The sequence below is a fragment of the Pseudomonas sp. 31 R 17 genome (assembly GCF_900004915.1).
Lineage (GTDB): Bacteria > Pseudomonadota > Gammaproteobacteria > Pseudomonadales > Pseudomonadaceae > Aquipseudomonas > Aquipseudomonas orientalis_A.
The window spans coordinates 94,170-110,261 of sequence record NZ_CVTN01000081.1 but is presented as its reverse complement, the minus strand read 5'-3'; the positions used below and the strand labels follow the sequence as shown (position 1 = coordinate 110,261).

General features: G+C 61.6%; 10 protein-coding genes. 6 read left to right on the top strand and 4 right to left on the bottom strand.

The features are described from left to right. Positions 1-143: 143 nt before the first annotated feature. From xdhA to guaD, 4 genes are all read left to right on the top strand, one after another. A complete protein-coding gene (gene xdhA / locus BFP89_RS23555) occupies positions 144-1,592 on the top strand; it encodes a xanthine dehydrogenase small subunit (protein WP_065887869.1) in 1,449 nt (482 codons plus the stop codon). Further along, the gene (xdhB, locus tag BFP89_RS23550) at positions 1,585-3,984 is read left to right on the top strand and encodes a xanthine dehydrogenase molybdopterin binding subunit (protein ID WP_065887868.1); all 2,400 of its coding nucleotides are present in this window, start codon (positions 1,585-1,587) and stop codon (positions 3,982-3,984) included. Before xdhA ends, xdhB begins: the two co-directional genes overlap by 8 nt. Positions 3,985-4,101: 117 nt before the next feature. Next, positions 4,102-4,944: a xanthine dehydrogenase accessory protein XdhC gene (gene xdhC / locus BFP89_RS23545; RefSeq protein ID WP_065887867.1), complete on the top strand. Its 843-nt coding sequence runs from the start codon at positions 4,102-4,104 to the stop codon at positions 4,942-4,944. Positions 4,945-4,951: 7 nt separating this feature from the next. Further along, positions 4,952-6,256 (top strand): guanine deaminase, encoded by a 1,305-nt coding sequence (guaD, locus tag BFP89_RS23540; RefSeq protein ID WP_065887866.1) that lies wholly within the window; start codon positions 4,952-4,954, stop codon positions 6,254-6,256. Between the two features lie 139 nt (positions 6,257-6,395). On the opposite strand, the gene BFP89_RS23535 is transcribed toward guaD, so the two are convergent. Then, positions 6,396-7,160 (bottom strand): GntR family transcriptional regulator, encoded by a 765-nt coding sequence (locus tag BFP89_RS23535; RefSeq protein ID WP_065887865.1) that lies wholly within the window; start codon positions 7,158-7,160, stop codon positions 6,396-6,398. Between the two features lie 361 nt (positions 7,161-7,521). Between BFP89_RS23535 and BFP89_RS23530 the strand changes: the two genes are divergently transcribed. Further along, positions 7,522-8,712 (top strand): benzoate/H(+) symporter BenE family transporter, encoded by a 1,191-nt coding sequence (locus tag BFP89_RS23530; protein WP_065887864.1) that lies wholly within the window; start codon positions 7,522-7,524, stop codon positions 8,710-8,712. Between the two features lie 37 nt (positions 8,713-8,749). Here BFP89_RS23530 and BFP89_RS23525 read toward each other — a convergent pair whose 3' ends face one another. Next, positions 8,750-9,094, bottom strand: a complete 345-nt coding sequence (locus tag BFP89_RS23525; protein WP_057721210.1) for a YggL family protein — start codon at positions 9,092-9,094, stop codon at positions 8,750-8,752. Between the two features lie 237 nt (positions 9,095-9,331). On the opposite strand from BFP89_RS23525, the gene dacB reads away from it, so the two are divergent. Further along, positions 9,332-10,792 carry a D-alanyl-D-alanine carboxypeptidase/D-alanyl-D-alanine endopeptidase gene (gene dacB, locus BFP89_RS23520; RefSeq protein WP_065887863.1) on the top strand — a complete coding sequence of 487 codons (1,461 nt, stop codon included), beginning with the start codon at positions 9,332-9,334 and terminating at the stop codon, positions 10,790-10,792. Between the two features lie 9 nt (positions 10,793-10,801). Here dacB and BFP89_RS23515 read toward each other — a convergent pair whose 3' ends face one another. Together BFP89_RS23515 and rlmKL are read right to left on the bottom strand one after the other, a co-directional pair. Next, a complete protein-coding gene (locus BFP89_RS23515; RefSeq protein WP_065887862.1) occupies positions 10,802-13,183 on the bottom strand; it encodes a sensor domain-containing diguanylate cyclase in 2,382 nt (793 codons plus the stop codon). Between the two features lie 149 nt (positions 13,184-13,332). Further along, entirely contained in the window at positions 13,333-15,597 is a 2,265-nt protein-coding gene (rlmKL, locus tag BFP89_RS23510) for a bifunctional 23S rRNA (guanine(2069)-N(7))-methyltransferase RlmK/23S rRNA (guanine(2445)-N(2))-methyltransferase RlmL (protein ID WP_065887861.1), read from the bottom strand. Between the last annotated feature and the right edge of the window lie 495 nt (positions 15,598-16,092).

Here is a 16,092-nt window from a genome sequence, read left to right as displayed (position 1 = left end):
TTCCAGAAGACTGGACCATAATTGAATGTGTTGTGATCGGATTTTCTTGACCCTTAGGTCAGAAAACCATTGACCGAAAAGTCAGACATGACTAGATTCGGCGCAAAGCGGTTAACAACAATAATGAGTCTGCGAGGCCTTCCGTGATCCAGTTTTTACTTAACCAGGAACTCCGTAGCGAGCACGCCCTGGACCCCAACCTGACCGTGCTCAACTATTTGCGTGAGCATGTGGGCAAATCCGGAACCAAGGAAGGCTGCGCCAGCGGCGACTGCGGTGCGTGCACCGTGGTGGTCGGCGAGTTGCACCGCAACGATCAAGGCGTCGAGCAGATCCGTTATCGCAGCCTCAATTCGTGCCTGACCTTTGTCTCGTCGTTGCACGGCAAGCAACTGATCAGTGTCGAAGACCTCAAGCACCAGGGCCGACTGCACAGCGTGCAGCAGGCGATGGTCGAGTGCCACGGCTCGCAGTGCGGCTTTTGCACCCCGGGCTTCGTGATGTCGTTGTTTGCCCTGCAAAAGAACAGCGACGCGCCCGACAGCCAGAAAGCCCACGAAGCCCTGGCCGGCAACCTGTGCCGCTGCACCGGTTACCGCCCGATTCTGGCGGCGGCCGAACAGGCCTGTTGCAACAAGCCCCAGGACCAGTTCGACAGCCGTGAAGTCCAGACCATCGCGCAGCTCAAGGCGATTGCGCCGACGCAAACCGGCGAACTCAACAGCGGCGACAAACGCTGCCTGGTGCCGTTGACGGTCGCCGACCTGGCCGATCTCTATGACGCCTACCCGCAAGCCCGCCTGCTGGCCGGCGGCACCGACCTGGCGCTGGAAGTCACGCAGTTCCATCGCACCCTGCCGGTGATGATTTACGTGGGCAATATCGAAGAAATGAAGCGCATCGAATCCTTCGATGATCGCCTGGAAATCGGCGCCGCCACCGCCCTCTCCGACTGCTACACCGCGCTGCACCACGAATACCCCGATTTTGGCGACTTGCTGCACCGCTTCGCCTCCCTGCAGATCCGCAACCAGGGCACCCTGGGCGGCAATATCGGCAACGCCTCGCCCATCGGCGATTCACCGCCGCTGCTGATCGCCCTCGGTGCGCAGATTGTGCTGTGCAAGGGCCAGACCCGCCGCACCCTGGCGCTGGAAGACTACTTTATCGACTACCGCGTCACCGCCCGTCAGGACAGCGAATTCATCGAGAAGATCATCGTGCCCAAGGGCCATTCACTGTTTCGCGCCTACAAGGTGTCCAAGCGCCTGGACGACGATATTTCCGCCGTCTGCGCCGCCTTCAACCTGAAGCTCGACAACGGTGTGATCCGTGATGCGCGCGTCGCCTTCGGCGGCATGGCCGCCACGCCAAAACGTGCCAAACACTGCGAAACGGCATTGATCGGCGCCACCTGGAATGCCGACACCGTAGAGAGAGCCTGCGCTGCGCTAGCCGAGGACTTCACCCCGCTGTCGGACTTCCGCGCCAGCAAGGAATACCGCCTGCTCAGCGCACAGAACCTGCTGCGCAAATATTTCATCGAACTGCAAACGCCGCACATCGAGACTCGGGTGACCGCTTATGTCTAACCATCACGCCGTGGTAAAAACCCAGGCCGAACTGGCCGAGCTGTTTGCCCAGGACCTGACCTCCGGGGTCGGCCGCAGCGTCAGGCATGACAGCGCCGCCAAGCATGTCAGCGGCGAGGCGCAGTACATCGACGACCGCCTCGAATTTCCCAACCAGTTGCACCTGTATGCGCGCATGTCCGACCGCGCCCACGCGAGAATCCTCAGCATCGACACCGCGCCCTGCTATGCCTTCGACGGCGTGCGCATCGTGATTACCCACCAAGACGTACCGGGCCTCAAGGACATCGGCCCGTTGCTGCCCGGCGATCCGTTGCTGGCCATCGACACCGTGCAGTTCGTCGGCCAGGTGGTGCTGGCCGTGGCCGCCCGCGATCTTGAGACCGCGCGTAAAGCCGCGATGGCGGCGGTGATCGAATACGAAGACTTGGAGCCGGTGCTGGATGTGGTCGAGGCGTTTCGCAACAAACACTTTGTGCTCGACAGCCACACGCACCAACGCGGCGATTCGGCGTCTGCGCTGGCGAGTGCCAAGCACCGTATCCAGGGCACGCTGCATATCGGCGGCCAGGAGCATTTCTACCTGGAGACGCAGATTTCCTCGGTAATGCCCACCGAAGACGGCGGCATGATCGTCTACTGCTCCACGCAAAACCCCACCGAAGTGCAGAAACTGGTGGCCGAAGTGCTCGATGTGTCGATGAACAAGATCGTCGTCGACATGCGCCGCATGGGCGGCGGGTTTGGCGGCAAGGAAACCCAGGCCGCCAGCCCCGCCTGCCTGTGCGCGGTGGTGGCACGCCTCACCGGGCAACCGACCAAGATGCGCCTGCCGCGGGTCGAAGACATGCTGATGACCGGCAAGCGCCACCCTTTCTACATCGAATATGACGTGGGCTTTGACGACAACGGCCGTTTGCACGGCATCAACCTGGAGCTGGCCGGCAACTGCGGCTGTTCGCCGGACCTGTCCAACTCGATTGTCGACCGCGCGATGTTCCACGCCGATAACGCGTATTACCTGGGCGATGCCACGGTCAACGGCCATCGCTGCAAGACCAATACGGCTTCGAACACGGCTTATCGTGGCTTCGGTGGCCCCCAGGGCATGGTCGCCATCGAGGAAGTGATGGACGCCATCGCCCGCCATCTGGCGCTGGACCCACTGGCCGTGCGCAAGGCCAACTACTACGGCAAGACCGAGCGCAACGTCACTCATTACTACCAGACCGTCGAGCACAACATGCTCGAAGAAATGACCGCCGAGCTGGAGGCGAGCAGCCAATACGCCGAGCGCCGCGAAGCGATTCGCCTGTACAACGCCCACAGCCCGATCCTGAAAAAGGGCCTGGCGCTGACCCCGGTCAAATTCGGCATCTCGTTTACCGCGAGCTTTCTCAACCAGGCCGGCGCGCTCATTCATATCTACACCGACGGCAGCATTCACCTGAACCATGGCGGAACCGAAATGGGCCAGGGCCTGAACACCAAGGTCGCCCAGGTGGTGGCCGAAGTGTTCCAGGTCGACATCGACCGCGTGCAGATCACCGCGACCAACACCGACAAAGTGCCGAACACCTCGCCAACCGCGGCGTCCAGCGGTGCCGACCTGAACGGCAAGGCCGCCCAGAACGCCGCCGAAACCATCAAGCAGCGCCTGGTGGAGTTTGCCGCACGCAAGTACGACGTCAGCGAAGCGGATGTGGAATTTCGCAACGGCCATGTGCGCGTGCGTGAGCAGATCCTGAGCTTCGAGGCGCTGATCCAGCAGGCGTATTTCGCCCAGGTCTCGCTGTCGAGCACCGGCTTCTACAAGACCCCGAAGATTTTCTATGACCGCAGCCAGTCGCGCGGACGGCCGTTCTACTACTTTGCATTCGGCGCGGCCTGCTGCGAGGTGATCGTCGACACCCTGACCGGCGAATACAAGATGTTGCGCACCGACATCCTCCACGACGTGGGCGCCTCGCTGAACCCGGCCATCGACATCGGCCAGGTGGAAGGCGGGTTCATCCAGGGCATGGGCTGGCTGACCATGGAAGAGCTGGTGTGGAACAACAAGGGCAAGCTGATGACCAATGGCCCGGCCAGCTACAAGATCCCGGCGGTGGCCGACATGCCGCTGGACCTGCGGGTGAAGCTGGTGGAGAACCGCAAGAACCCCGAGGACACGGTGTTCCACTCCAAGGCCGTGGGCGAGCCGCCGTTCATGCTCGGGATTGCTTCGTGGTGCGCGATCAAGGATGCGGTGGCGAGCCTGGGTGACTATCGCCAGCAGCCAAAAATCGACGCGCCGGCCACGCCCGAGCGGGTGTTGTGGGGGTGTGAGCAGATGCGCACATTAAGCGCCGCTGTGGCGGTGGATACCGAAACCGAGTTGGCTTCGCTCTAGACCGAGGCGCTGCCATCGGGGGCAAGCCCCCTCCCACATTTTGAACTGTGAATACCTTCAAGTGTGGGAAGGGGCTTGCCCCCGATGACGGCCTGACAGACACCACAAGAGGTGACTATGAACAACTGGATCAGCGCCCTCGCCGACCTGCAGAATCGGGGCGAGCCCTGCGTACTGGTGACCATCATCGAAGAGCTCGGCTCCACGCCGCGCAACGCCGGTTCGAAGATGGTGATCAGTGCCGCGCAGACCTTCGACACCATCGGCGGCGGGCACCTGGAATACAAGGCGATGCAGCTCGCCCGCGAGATGCTCGCCCGTGGCCAGCAGAACACCCACCTGGAGCGCTTCAGCCTCGGCGCGAGCCTGGGCCAGTGCTGCGGTGGCGTCACCGTGCTGCTGTTCGAACCGATGGGCCAGGTGCAGGCGCAGATCGCGGTGTTCGGTGCCGGCCACGTGGGGCGTGCGCTGGTGCCGTTGCTGGCGAGCCTGCCGTGCCGAGTGCGCTGGATCGATTCCCGTGAGCAGGAATTCCCGGAGAACATCCCGCAAGGCGTGCGTAAAATCGTCAGCGAAGAGCCGGTCGACGAAATCGCCGACTTGCCGGCGGGCAGTTACTGCATCGTCATGACCCACAACCACGCGCTGGACCTGGAACTCACCGCCGCCCTGCTCAAGCGCAATGATTTTGCCTACTTCGGCCTGATCGGCTCGAAAACCAAACGCGTCAAATTCGAACACCGCCTGCGCGATCGCGGCTTCGATGCCGCGCAACTGCAACGCATGCGCTGCCCCATGGGCCTCACCGAGGTGAAGGGCAAATTGCCGGTGGAGATTGCCATCTCCATCGCCGGCGAAATCATCGCCACCTATAACGCCAATTTCGGCCAGCACACCGCCGGCGCCGAACCCATTGCCAAATTGCTGCCGGTGTCACGCCGCAGCCAAGCTATCAATTGAGATCACCATGCCTTTGACCCGCAAAGCCTACCGCGCCGCCATCCTGCACAGCATCGACGACCCTGCCATCGTGGGCATTGAAGCGTCCTACGAGTATTTCGAAGACGGCCTGCTGGTGATCGATAACGGCCAGATCAGTGCGCTCGGCCACGCCAGCGACCTGCTGCCGACGTTGCCCGCTGACATCGATATCACTCACTACCAGGATGCATTGATCACCCCCGGCCTGATCGACACCCACATCCACCTGCCGCAGACCGGCATGGTCGGCGCCTATGGCGAGCAGTTGCTGGACTGGCTCAACACCTACACCTTCCCCTGTGAAAGCCAGTTCGCCGACAAGGCCCACGCCGAGGAAGTCGCGGACATTTTCATCAAGGAACTGCTGCGCAACGGCACCACCACCGCGCTGGTGTTCGGCAGTGTGCATCCGCAGTCGGTGAACGCGTTCTTTGAAGCGGCCGAAAAACTCGACCTGCGCATGATCGCCGGCAAGGTGATGATGGATCGCAATGCGCCGGACTACCTGACCGACACGCCGCAATCGGGCTACCAGGAAAGCAAGGCGCTGATCGAGCGCTGGCACGGCAAGGGCCGCCTGCACTATGCCGTCACGCCGCGCTTTGCGCCGACCAGCACGCCGGAGCAACTGGCGCTGGCCGGGCAACTGCTGGGCGAGTACCCGGACCTGTACATGCAGACCCACATCAGTGAGAACAAGCAGGAAGTCGAATGGGTGAAGGAGTTGTTCCCGGAGCGCAAAGGCTATCTGGATGTGTACGACCACTACAAATTGCTGGGCGAACGCTCGGTGTTTGCCCACGGCGTGCATCTGTGTGACGACGAGTGTGCACGGTTGGCGCAGACCGGCTCGGCCGTGGCGTTCTGCCCAACGTCGAACCTGTTCCTCGGCAGCGGCCTGTTCAACCTGCCGATGGCCGAGAAGCACACACTGAATGTCGGCCTGGGCACCGACGTGGGCGGCGGCACCAGCTTCTCGCTGCTGCAAACGCTGAATGAAGCCTACAAGGTCATGCAATTGCAGGGCGCGCGGTTGAGCCCGTTCAAGTCGCTGTACCTGGCGACCCTGGGCGGTGCGCGGGCGTTGCGTCTGGAAGACCGGATCGGCACCTTGCAGCCGGGCACGGACGCGGACTTCCTGGTGCTGGACTACAACGCCACGCCGCTGCTCAGCTATCGCTTGAAGCAGGCCAATAACATTGCCGAGACGTTGTTTGTGCTGATGACACTGGGGGATGATCGGGCGGTATTGCAGACCTACGCGGCCGGCAATCTGGTGCACCAACGCTAATTTCAGAGGCACCAAAAAACCAATGTGGGAGGGGGCTTGCCCCCGATTGCGGTGGATCAGCCAACCTATGCATTGACTGACACACTGCTATCGGGGGCAAGCCCCCTCCCACATTTTTATCCCCGGTGAATCAGGGAAATTACAGTTTTACCGAAGAGCGCCCCGCCTTCTTGGTCTGCAACAGATGCGAGAACACCGCATGCAAATCATCCGATGCACTTTCCTCATCGAGGTTGAGCTTGCTGTCGATGTGATCCATGTGATGCATCATCAAATCCACCGCCAGTACCGCATCCCGGGCTTCGATCGCGTCGATCAACTGGGTGTGCTCATCGTAGGAACAGTGCGAGCGGTTGCCGCTTTCGTATTGGGCGATGATCAATGAGGTCTGGGACACCAGGCTGCGCTGGAAGCTGATCAGCGGCGCATTCTTCGCCGCTTCGGCCAGCTTCAGGTGAAATTCGCCGGAGAGGCGAATACCGGCGCCACGGTCACCACGGGAGAAACTGTCGCGTTCGTCGTTGACCATCTGGCGCAACTCGGCCAGTTGCTCGGCGGTAGCGTGCTGCACCGCCAACTCGGTGATCGCCCGCTCCACCAGACGCCGCGCCATGAACACCTGGCGGGCTTCATCGACGCTCGGGCTGGCGACGACCGCGCCACGATTGGGCCGCAGCAACACCACACCCTCATGGGCCAGGCGCGACAACGCGCGGCGAATGATGGTACGGCTCACGCCGAAGATTTCGCCCAGTGCCTCTTCACTCAATTTGGTGCCAGGTGCCAGGCGTTGTTCGAGGATCGCCTCGAAGATATGCGCGTAGACGATATCGTCCTGGGTTCCGCTGCGACCGGTCTTGCCGGCGCGCGGTTGTTTCTTGAGAGGTTGCAACTGTTCGTTCATGGGCACTCGGGTAGGGAGAACGGCGGCGAATTAACGGTAATACGACAACTTTAAGGTAATACGGCAACAGGGAGTCGCTGGCAAGTATCGCCTGAAAACACGGCACATTGTACACAACCCAATGCGCCAACACACTGTACGGCTGTTTGCGGCGCCGGCTGTATTGCAATGGGTCGCTGCGTTTGAGTTTAGGCTTGATTCCACGATTTCCCATGAACGACATCCCGCTGTAGGAGCGAGCTTGCTCGCGAAGAACCCAAGGGCGCCGCGTTTAATCTGATTGCGCGCGTTATCGTTGGCGATTTTCGCGAGCAAGCTCGCTCCTACCGCGTGCGGAGTCAGGTAAAAGGAACACCCTTTCATGACCGACGCCACCCAAGCGCCGCTGCGCCCGCTGGCCGACACTTCACCTTCGGCCATCGTCGCCGGTTTCATCGCGATGATGACCGGCTACACCAGCTCGCTGGTGCTGATGTTCCAGGCCGGCCAGGCCGCCGGTTTGACCACGGCGCAGATTTCCTCGTGGATCTGGGCGATTTCCATCGGCATGGCGGTGTGCAGCATCGGCCTGTCCCTGCGTTATCGCACGCCGATCACCATCGCCTGGTCGACACCCGGCGCGGCGCTGTTGATCACAAGCCTGGGCGGCGTCAGTTACGGCGAGGCCATCGGTGCCTACATCACCTGCGCAGTGCTGGTGACGATCTGCGGGATGACCGGCAGCTTTGAAAAACTTGTCAAGCGTATCCCCGCGTCGCTGGCGGCGGCGTTGCTGGCGGGGATTCTGTTCAAGATCGGCAGTGAAATCTTCGTCGCCGCGCAGCATCGCACCGGCCTGGTGCTGGGGATGTTTTTCACTTACCTGATCATCAAGCGCCTGTCGCCGCGTTATGCGGTGCTGGCCGCACTGGTGAGCGGCACCCTGCTGTCGGGCTTGATGGGGTTGCTGGATTTCAGCGGCTTTCATCTGGAAGTCGCGACACCGGTATGGACCACGCCGCACTTTTCGCTGGCGGCGACCATCAGCATCGGTATCCCGCTGTTCGTGGTGGCGATGACCTCGCAGAACATGCCGGGGGTCGCCGTGCTGCGCGCCGACGGCTACACCGTGCCGGCCTCGCCATTGATCACCAGCACCGGCCTCGCCTCGCTGGTGCTGGCGCCCTTTGGCTCCCACGGCATCAACCTGGCGGCCATCAGCGCGGCGATCTGCACCGGGCCGCACGCTCACGAAGACCGCAACAAGCGCTATACAGCTGCCGTCTGGTGCGGGGTGTTCTACGGGATTGCCGGGGTGTTCGGCGCCACATTGGCGGCGCTCTTCGCCGCGTTGCCCAAGGAACTGGTGCTGTCGATTGCGGCGCTGGCGTTGTTCGGCTCGATCATCAATGGCCTGAGCATCGCCATGAGTGAGCCGAAGGAACGGGAAGCGGCGTTGATCACCTTCATGGTCACCGCGTCAGGCCTGACGCTGTTTTCCATTGGTTCGGCGTTCTGGGGGATTGTGGCGGGAGTGTTGACGCTGCTGATTCTGAACGGGCGCAGGGCATAAAAAAACGGCGACCTTCAGGTCGCCGTTTTTTTGAGTATCACTTGGCCGCGTTGATCGGCTTTTCCGGATACCACACGTCCAGCAACGGGCTGACTTCAGCCTTGGTCAGCTCGGAACGGGTTTTCAGCCAGGCTTCAACGGCAGCACGCTGCTCTTCGTTGACCGAGCCACGCTTCTGCAGGCAAACCAGACCGTAGTCATCGCCGCCGACATAACCCAGACCGTTGGCTTCCATGGCTTCTTTGATGAATGCTTCGAGGAAAGCGTCGATAGCTTCTTCACTCAGGCCTTCTTTGAAGTCCAGGTTCAGTTCGAAACCCAGCTCTTGAAATTCATCAACGCACAGTTTTTTGCGCAGACGCTGGGAACGGTTAGTCGCCATTGGAACAATCCTCTTAAGTAATAACGGCCGGCACTTTAGCAGTTTAAGGCGGCAATTGCCCGACTCTCTGGGACGGGCGGCGTTTGGCCGATAAAAAAACCCGGATTACCCGCTATCGTTCAGCTACAAGTAAGCTCGGCTTGGGGCATAATGCCGACACTTTCATGACCAATGAGGGATTTTTCTTGTATACCCCTCGCCTTTTTCACCCTCCTCAGCAGTAGGGTCTTATTTTTTATGATCAAATCGTTGCGTTCTGTTTTCCTCGCCGGTGTTCTTCTGCCATTGGCCCTGCATGCCACCGCCGCCCCCGTCAATAACACCCTGCCCCCCAGCGTTGCCCAGGCCCTTCAGAAGGCCAAACTGCAAAATACCGCCCTGTCCCTGGTGATGTTGCCCTTGAACGGCCCCGGTACGCCGACCGTGTTCAATGCCGACGTTTCGGTGAACCCGGCCTCCACCATGAAACTGGTGACGACCTACGCGGCCCTGGAAATGCTCGGCCCCAACCATCAGTGGAAAACCGAGTTCTACACCGACGGCGTACTCAGTGGCGGCGTGTTGCGCGGCAACCTGTATCTCAAGGGCGGCGGCGATCCCAAGCTGAACATGGAGAAACTCTGGCTGTTGATGCGCGACCTGCGCGCCAACGGCGTACAACAGGTCACCGGCGACCTGGTCCTGGATCGCAACTTCTTCCAGCAGCCACAATTGCCGGAGTTCAATGACGACGGCAACGACGAGAACAAGCCGTTCCTGGTCAAGCCCGATGCCCTGCTGGTCAACCTCAAGGCGCTGCGCTTCGTGACGCGCAATGATGCCGGGCGGGTGATCGTGTCGGTCGAGCCGCCGATTGCGAGCATTCGCATCGACAACCAGGTGAAAGTCTCCAACGCCAAACAATGCACCGGCGACGTACGCTACAGCCCGGTGACCGCCGCCGATGGCAGTGTGACCGTGACCGTCAGTGGCCAGTTGGCGGACGGTTGCAGTTCGCAGACCTACCTGTCGCTGCTCGACCATGCCACCTACACCGCCGGCGCAGTGCGTGCGATCTGGAAGGAGTTGGGCGGCACCATCCAGGGCCGCGATATCCAGGCGCCGGTGCCCAAGGATGCCAAAGTGTTGGCCCGTGCGTTCTCGCCGGACCTGGCGGAAATCATCCGCGACATCAACAAATACAGTAACAACACCATGGCCCAACAGCTGTTCCTGAGCCTGGGTGCGCAGTTTCGCAACGATGCCGATGGCGACGATGCCAAGGCCGCGCAACGCGTGGTGCGTCAGTGGCTGGCGAAGAAAGGCATTACCGCGCCACACCTGGTGATGGAGAATGGTTCCGGCCTGTCCCGCGCCGAACGGGTCAGCGCCCGTGAGATGGCGGCCATGCTGCAAGCAGCCTGGAAAAGCCCCTACGCCGCCGAATACATCAGCTCGCTGCCGATCGCCGGCACCGACGGCACCATGCGTAAACGCCTGAAGACCACCGCCATGCGCGGCGAAGCCCATGTGAAGACCGGCACCTTGAACACCGTGCGCGCCATCGCCGGGTTCAGCCGCGACAACAATGGCAACACCTGGGCGGTGGTGGCGATTCTCAACGATTCCAAGCCGTGGGGCGCGTCGTCGGTGCTGGACCAGGTGCTGCTTGACCTGTATCGCCAGCCGAAAGCAGTGGCAGCCGCGCCGGTGCTCTAGAGCACCGGTTCAGTCTGTGGGAGCGGGTTCCACCCGGTCCCTGCCCGCCTGCTTGGCGACATAGACAGCCGAATCCGCGCGCAGCAGCAACCCGTCGATACCTTCATCGATCCGCCAGCTGGCGACCCCAAAGCTGGCGGTGACGACGCCCACCGGCGCCATCGGCACACTGCGCAACGACTGCCACAACTCCATCGCCAGGCAATAGGCCTGGGCGCTATCGGTATGCGGGCAGAGCACCACGAACTCTTCTCCACCCAGCCGGCAGAACACGTCGGTGCGGCGCAGGCGCTGGCTGATTCGCTTGCACAGCTCGCGCAATACGTCGTCGCCGATACCATGCCCGTGCTGGTCATTGATCCGTTTGAAGTGGTCGATGTCCAGCATGATCACCGACAGCGCTCCCGATGTGCGGTTGAGGCGCAGCAGTTCGACTTTCATGCGGTCCTGGAAATAGCGGCGATTGTGGATGCCGGTCAGGGAGTCGGTGATGGACAGCGTGCGCAATTCGTCTTCCACGCGCTTTAGATCGGAAATATCCGACACATAGCCGTGCCACAACGTACCGCCGCCGGGTAATTCTTCCGGGGTAGCTTCGCCACGAATCCAGCGCAGGCCCCGCTGGGGCAACTGCACGCGATATTCTTCGCGCCAGTGGCTCAATTGCAGCGCCGACAAACGTATTGACGCGCGTACCCGCTCAAGATCCTGGGGGTGAATGCGCTCCAGGATTTTGCCCGCATCCTGCTGCAACACGCCAAGCTCGATTTCATAGATATCGCGCATGCCTTCGCTGGTGTAAATGAAGCGCCAGCGATCGTGGGGCTCCAGCGTGAACTGGAAGATACCGCCAGGTACATGGACACTGAGTTTTTTCAGCAAGCGATCCCGCGCCGCCAAGGCCTCGTAGGCGCGCTTCTGCTCAGTGACATCCAGGTAAATGGCCAGGTGCCCGACCCACAGGCCATGGTCATCCAGCAACACAGTGGCCAGCATGTTCACGGTCAAAGGGCTGCCGTCCTCACGCACCAGCGTCCACTCGCGGGCGTCGTGCTGTCTGTCCGGGCTTTCCACCAGCATCGCCTGGCTCGGCGTAATACGCTTGCCCAGCGCCGCGCTCAAACGCGTGGCGCGAGCCTCAAGCTCCGAGGCCAGGTGCAGGCTTTCCAGCGTCAGGTGGCCCACCACGTGTTCGCTCTTGAATCCCAGCATCCGTTCGGCGCCGGCATTGAACATGTTGATGACACCGCGCAAGTCAGTGGCAATGATTGCGACGTGCGTTGCCGCGTCCAGCACACTGCGCAATTGGCCGTGTGCGCCGCGCAGTTCCTGTTCACGCAGGCGCAACTGCGCGGTACGCTGCTCCACCAATGCCAGCGCCCGCTGGCGTTGGCTGACCAGCACATAGAGCAGGGCCGCGAGCAGCGCACTCAGCAGCACGCCCATGACCAATATGGTGTGGGTCGAAGAATGGTTGGCCTTGTCGAATACCTCGCTGGCGCGCAGGCTCAGCGCGTAGACGTGGTCACCGAGGGTAAGTCGTCGGGCAGCGACAAGGTCGCTGTCGCCCGGCACATTGCTCGACGCATACAGCACACGCTGCTCAGTGTCGGAGGTATCGACGATCTGCATCACCAGGTTATCCCGGCTGGACTTGGGCAAACCCTCGGCCACCAGCTGGCGCATGCTGATCACCGCCATCACATAGCCGTACGGCTGGGGATCGACCGTTTTGCGCACCGGCGCCACCAGCAGCACCCCGGCGGCATACGCCGGCTCCAGGCCCACCAGTTGCATGGGCTGGGACACCGCCGCCTGGCCGCTGGCTTGCGCGCGCTCGACAACCGCGCGCCGCAGGGGTTGGGCCAGCAGGTCAAAACCCATTGGCGAACCCAACAGACTCTGGGTCTGGCTATATAAGACCGGCACGTATTCATCGCGCTCGGACGCCGGCGCCAGCTCGCCTGCCGAATTCAATTCGCGGATGGTGAAAGGTGCGCCACGCTGGCGCGAGATGGTCTGTTCGAACTGGCTGCGCTGATCCCCGGACACTCGCGGCGCCCAGGCATAGGCACGCGCGTGCAACAACAGGGACTGGGCGAAGCCGTCAAATTCGGCGCGGGACACTTCGTCGGAATTGACGAAAAAACGGCGCAGGCTATCCAGGCGCAGCTCCTGGTCTTCGAAGCGTTCCTGAATCCGGCTATAGCGCTCGCTGACCAGCAACTGGAAGCGCTGGCGCACCTGTTGCTGATACAGGTCGGCAGCGGCCCACGCGATGACCAGGGTCAGCGCGCTACCCGTTGCCACGACCACCAATGCCACCAGCCAAGCCGATGCCTGTTCACTGATAAAACCAAGGATTTTCGGGCGTACGGCTTGCATCGGCATAGGCAACACTCACAGCGCCAGCGTGCGGGGTGTCACTTTGGCTGGACGTTAAGTTATAGCCATCCGTCGGGGGTTTGACCAGTGTAAAAAATGCGCACGCTTAATGTGGGAGGGGGTATGCCCTCGCTCCTACCTCCCACATCAGCTACTCAGCGTGCGCTGATTTTCCACGCCCGATGGATCTTCGCGTTACGCGCGAAATCCGGGTCGATGGTCTTGTCGCTGATTTCCTCGACCGCATAGCGTTCGCTGAGGTTGTCTTCCAGCTGGAACTTGCGGAAGTTGTTCGAGAAGTACAACACGCCCCCCGGCGCCAGGCGCGCCATGGCCAGGTCGAGCAACTGCACGTGGTCACGCTGGACGTCGAAGATGCCTTCCATGCGCTTGGAGTTGGAAAAGGTTGGCGGGTCGATGAAAATCATATCGAACTCGTCACGACTGGCTTCCAGCCACGCCATCACGTCACCCTGTTCCAGGCGGTTCTTGTCGGAAAACCCGTTGAGGGAAAAATTGCGCCGCGCCCAGTCCAGGTAGGTCTTGGACAAATCGACACTGGTGGTGCTGCGCGCGCCACCCTTGGCCGCGTGCACACTGGCGGTAGCGGTGTAGCAATACAGGTTGAGGAAACGCTTGCCCGCCGCTTCCTTCTGAATGCGCATGCGCATCGGCCGGTGATCAAGGAACAGGCCGGTGTCCAGGTAATCGGTGAGGTTGACCAACAGCTTCACGCCACCTTCGCTGACCTCGGTGAACTTGCCCTGGGCGCTTTGGCGCTCGTATTGCTTGGTGCCGCTCTGGCGCTCGCGACGCTTGACCACCACGCGGCTCTTGTCGACGTTGAGCGCCTGGGGAATAGCCGCGAGCGCGTCAAACATGCGCGCCGAGGCCTTCTCCGGGTCGATGGACTTGGGCGCGGCATATTCCTGCACATGCACCCAATCGTGATACAGGTCGATGGCCATGGAATATTCCGGCATGTCGGCGTCGTACACACGGTAGCAATCCACGCCTTCGCGCTTGGCCCACTTGCCCAGCTGCTTGAGGTTTTTCTGCAGGCGGTTGGCGAACATCTGCCCGCCTTCGCTCAGGCGCGCCTGTTCGACCACCGGTGCCGGGGCCGGCTTGATCGGGTTGCCGTTCTTGTTGTACTGACGCTCTGCCGGTTCGGTCGGAGCCTGGTCGTAGGCCGCTTGCTCACGCTCGGCCTGGCGCTGCTCCGGGGTGCGACGCTCGCCGGTGACGAACTGATCGGGGTTGACCTTGATCAGCAACAATTTGCACGGCAAGGCGCCGTTCCAGAACGAATACTGTTTGTGGCTGCGAATGCCCATGCGCTTGCCCAGGTTCGGCGCGCCGGTGAACACGGCGGCTTCCCAACCCATGCAGGCCTGGCGCAGACGCTCGCCGAGGTTCTGGTAGAGATACAACAGGCTGGCCTCGTCACCCAAACGCTCGCCGTACGGCGGGTTGCAGATCACCAGGCCTTTCTGGTTCTGGTCCGGGCGCGGCTCGAACGTGCCGACTTCGCCCTGGTACACCTTGATCCAGTGGCTCAGGCCTGCGCGCTCGATGTTGTTGCGGGCCGGCTGGATCAGGCGCGGATCGGCTTCGTAGCCACGCACCCACAGCGGGGTTTTGTTCATGCCGACAGCGGCACGTTCAGTGGCCTCGGCGTGCAGTTTCTTCCACAGCGCCGGGACGTGCCCGAGCCAGGTGGTAAAGCCCCACAGTTCGCGATTGAGGTTGGGGGCCATGTCGGCGGCGATCATGGCGCCTTCAACCAGGAAGGTGCCGACGCCGCACATCGGGTCGGTCAATGCGCCGCCTTCGGCAGCAATGCGCGGCCAGCCGGCGCGAATCAGGATCGCCGCCGCGAGGTTTTCCTTCAGCGGCGCGGCGCCCTGCTGCAAGCGGTAGCCGCGCTGGTGCAGGCTGTGGCCGGACAGGTCGAGGGACAGGATGGCTTCGCCACGGTCCAGGCGCAGGTGGATGCGCAGGTCCGGATTGATCTTGTCGATGGACGGACGTTCGCCGGTCGGGGTGCGCAGCTTGTCGACAATCGCATCCTTGACCTTGAGCGCGCCGAAGTGGGTGTTGTCGATGCCCGAGCCGTGACCGCTGAATTCCACCGCCAGGCTGCCGTCGCTGACCATGTGGTCGGCCCACTCGATATCCAGCACGCCGTGGTAGAGGTCCTCGGCGTCCTTCATCGGGAAGCGCTTGAGGACCAGCAGCACCCGGTTGGCCAGGCGCGACCAGAGGCACAGGCGGTAGGCGGTTTCCATGTCGGCCATGCCGCGCACGGCCGAGGTGTGCTCGCGGGCTTCCTCAAGGCCAAGCCCGACGGCTTCCTCGATCAGCAGGCCTTCGAGGCCCTTGGGGCAGGTGAGGAAGAGTTCAAAACGGTCCGACATGGGGCATTCCAGGCTTTTCAGCAATAAATGAACGGGCGACGCATCGCCGGCTCGGTTTTCAATCAAGCACTTTTCTTGAAGAGCGCTCGCGTGGCACGAATGTGCCGTTCCACCCCGTCTGCCGGGCCCTCGGGCCTTTATCGACGGTGCAGAAAAAGAATTTGAAGCAACAAAAAGAAATATTCCGACCCTTCGTCGAATAATAACCGACTGCAACAGGGGGGCATTCTCACCAAAGGATTAATCACATTTCCTTCGCAGGGCACATCATAGCTGGCTTTGCTTGAAAAAAGGGGCGAAAAGCCATCCCAGCTTATGGCTATAGCATCGTTATCGTTACGTGCTTATGACAAAACGATCATTGAATCCATGTGACCTATTGGTTAGAACTCAACACAGGTTGGCGCCGTAACGACGCCGACACATCGGCTCGCCACGCCGGCAGCGAGCCCACCAACGGCAGAAAAACTCTGCCCGGCCTCAGACGAGGCCGAA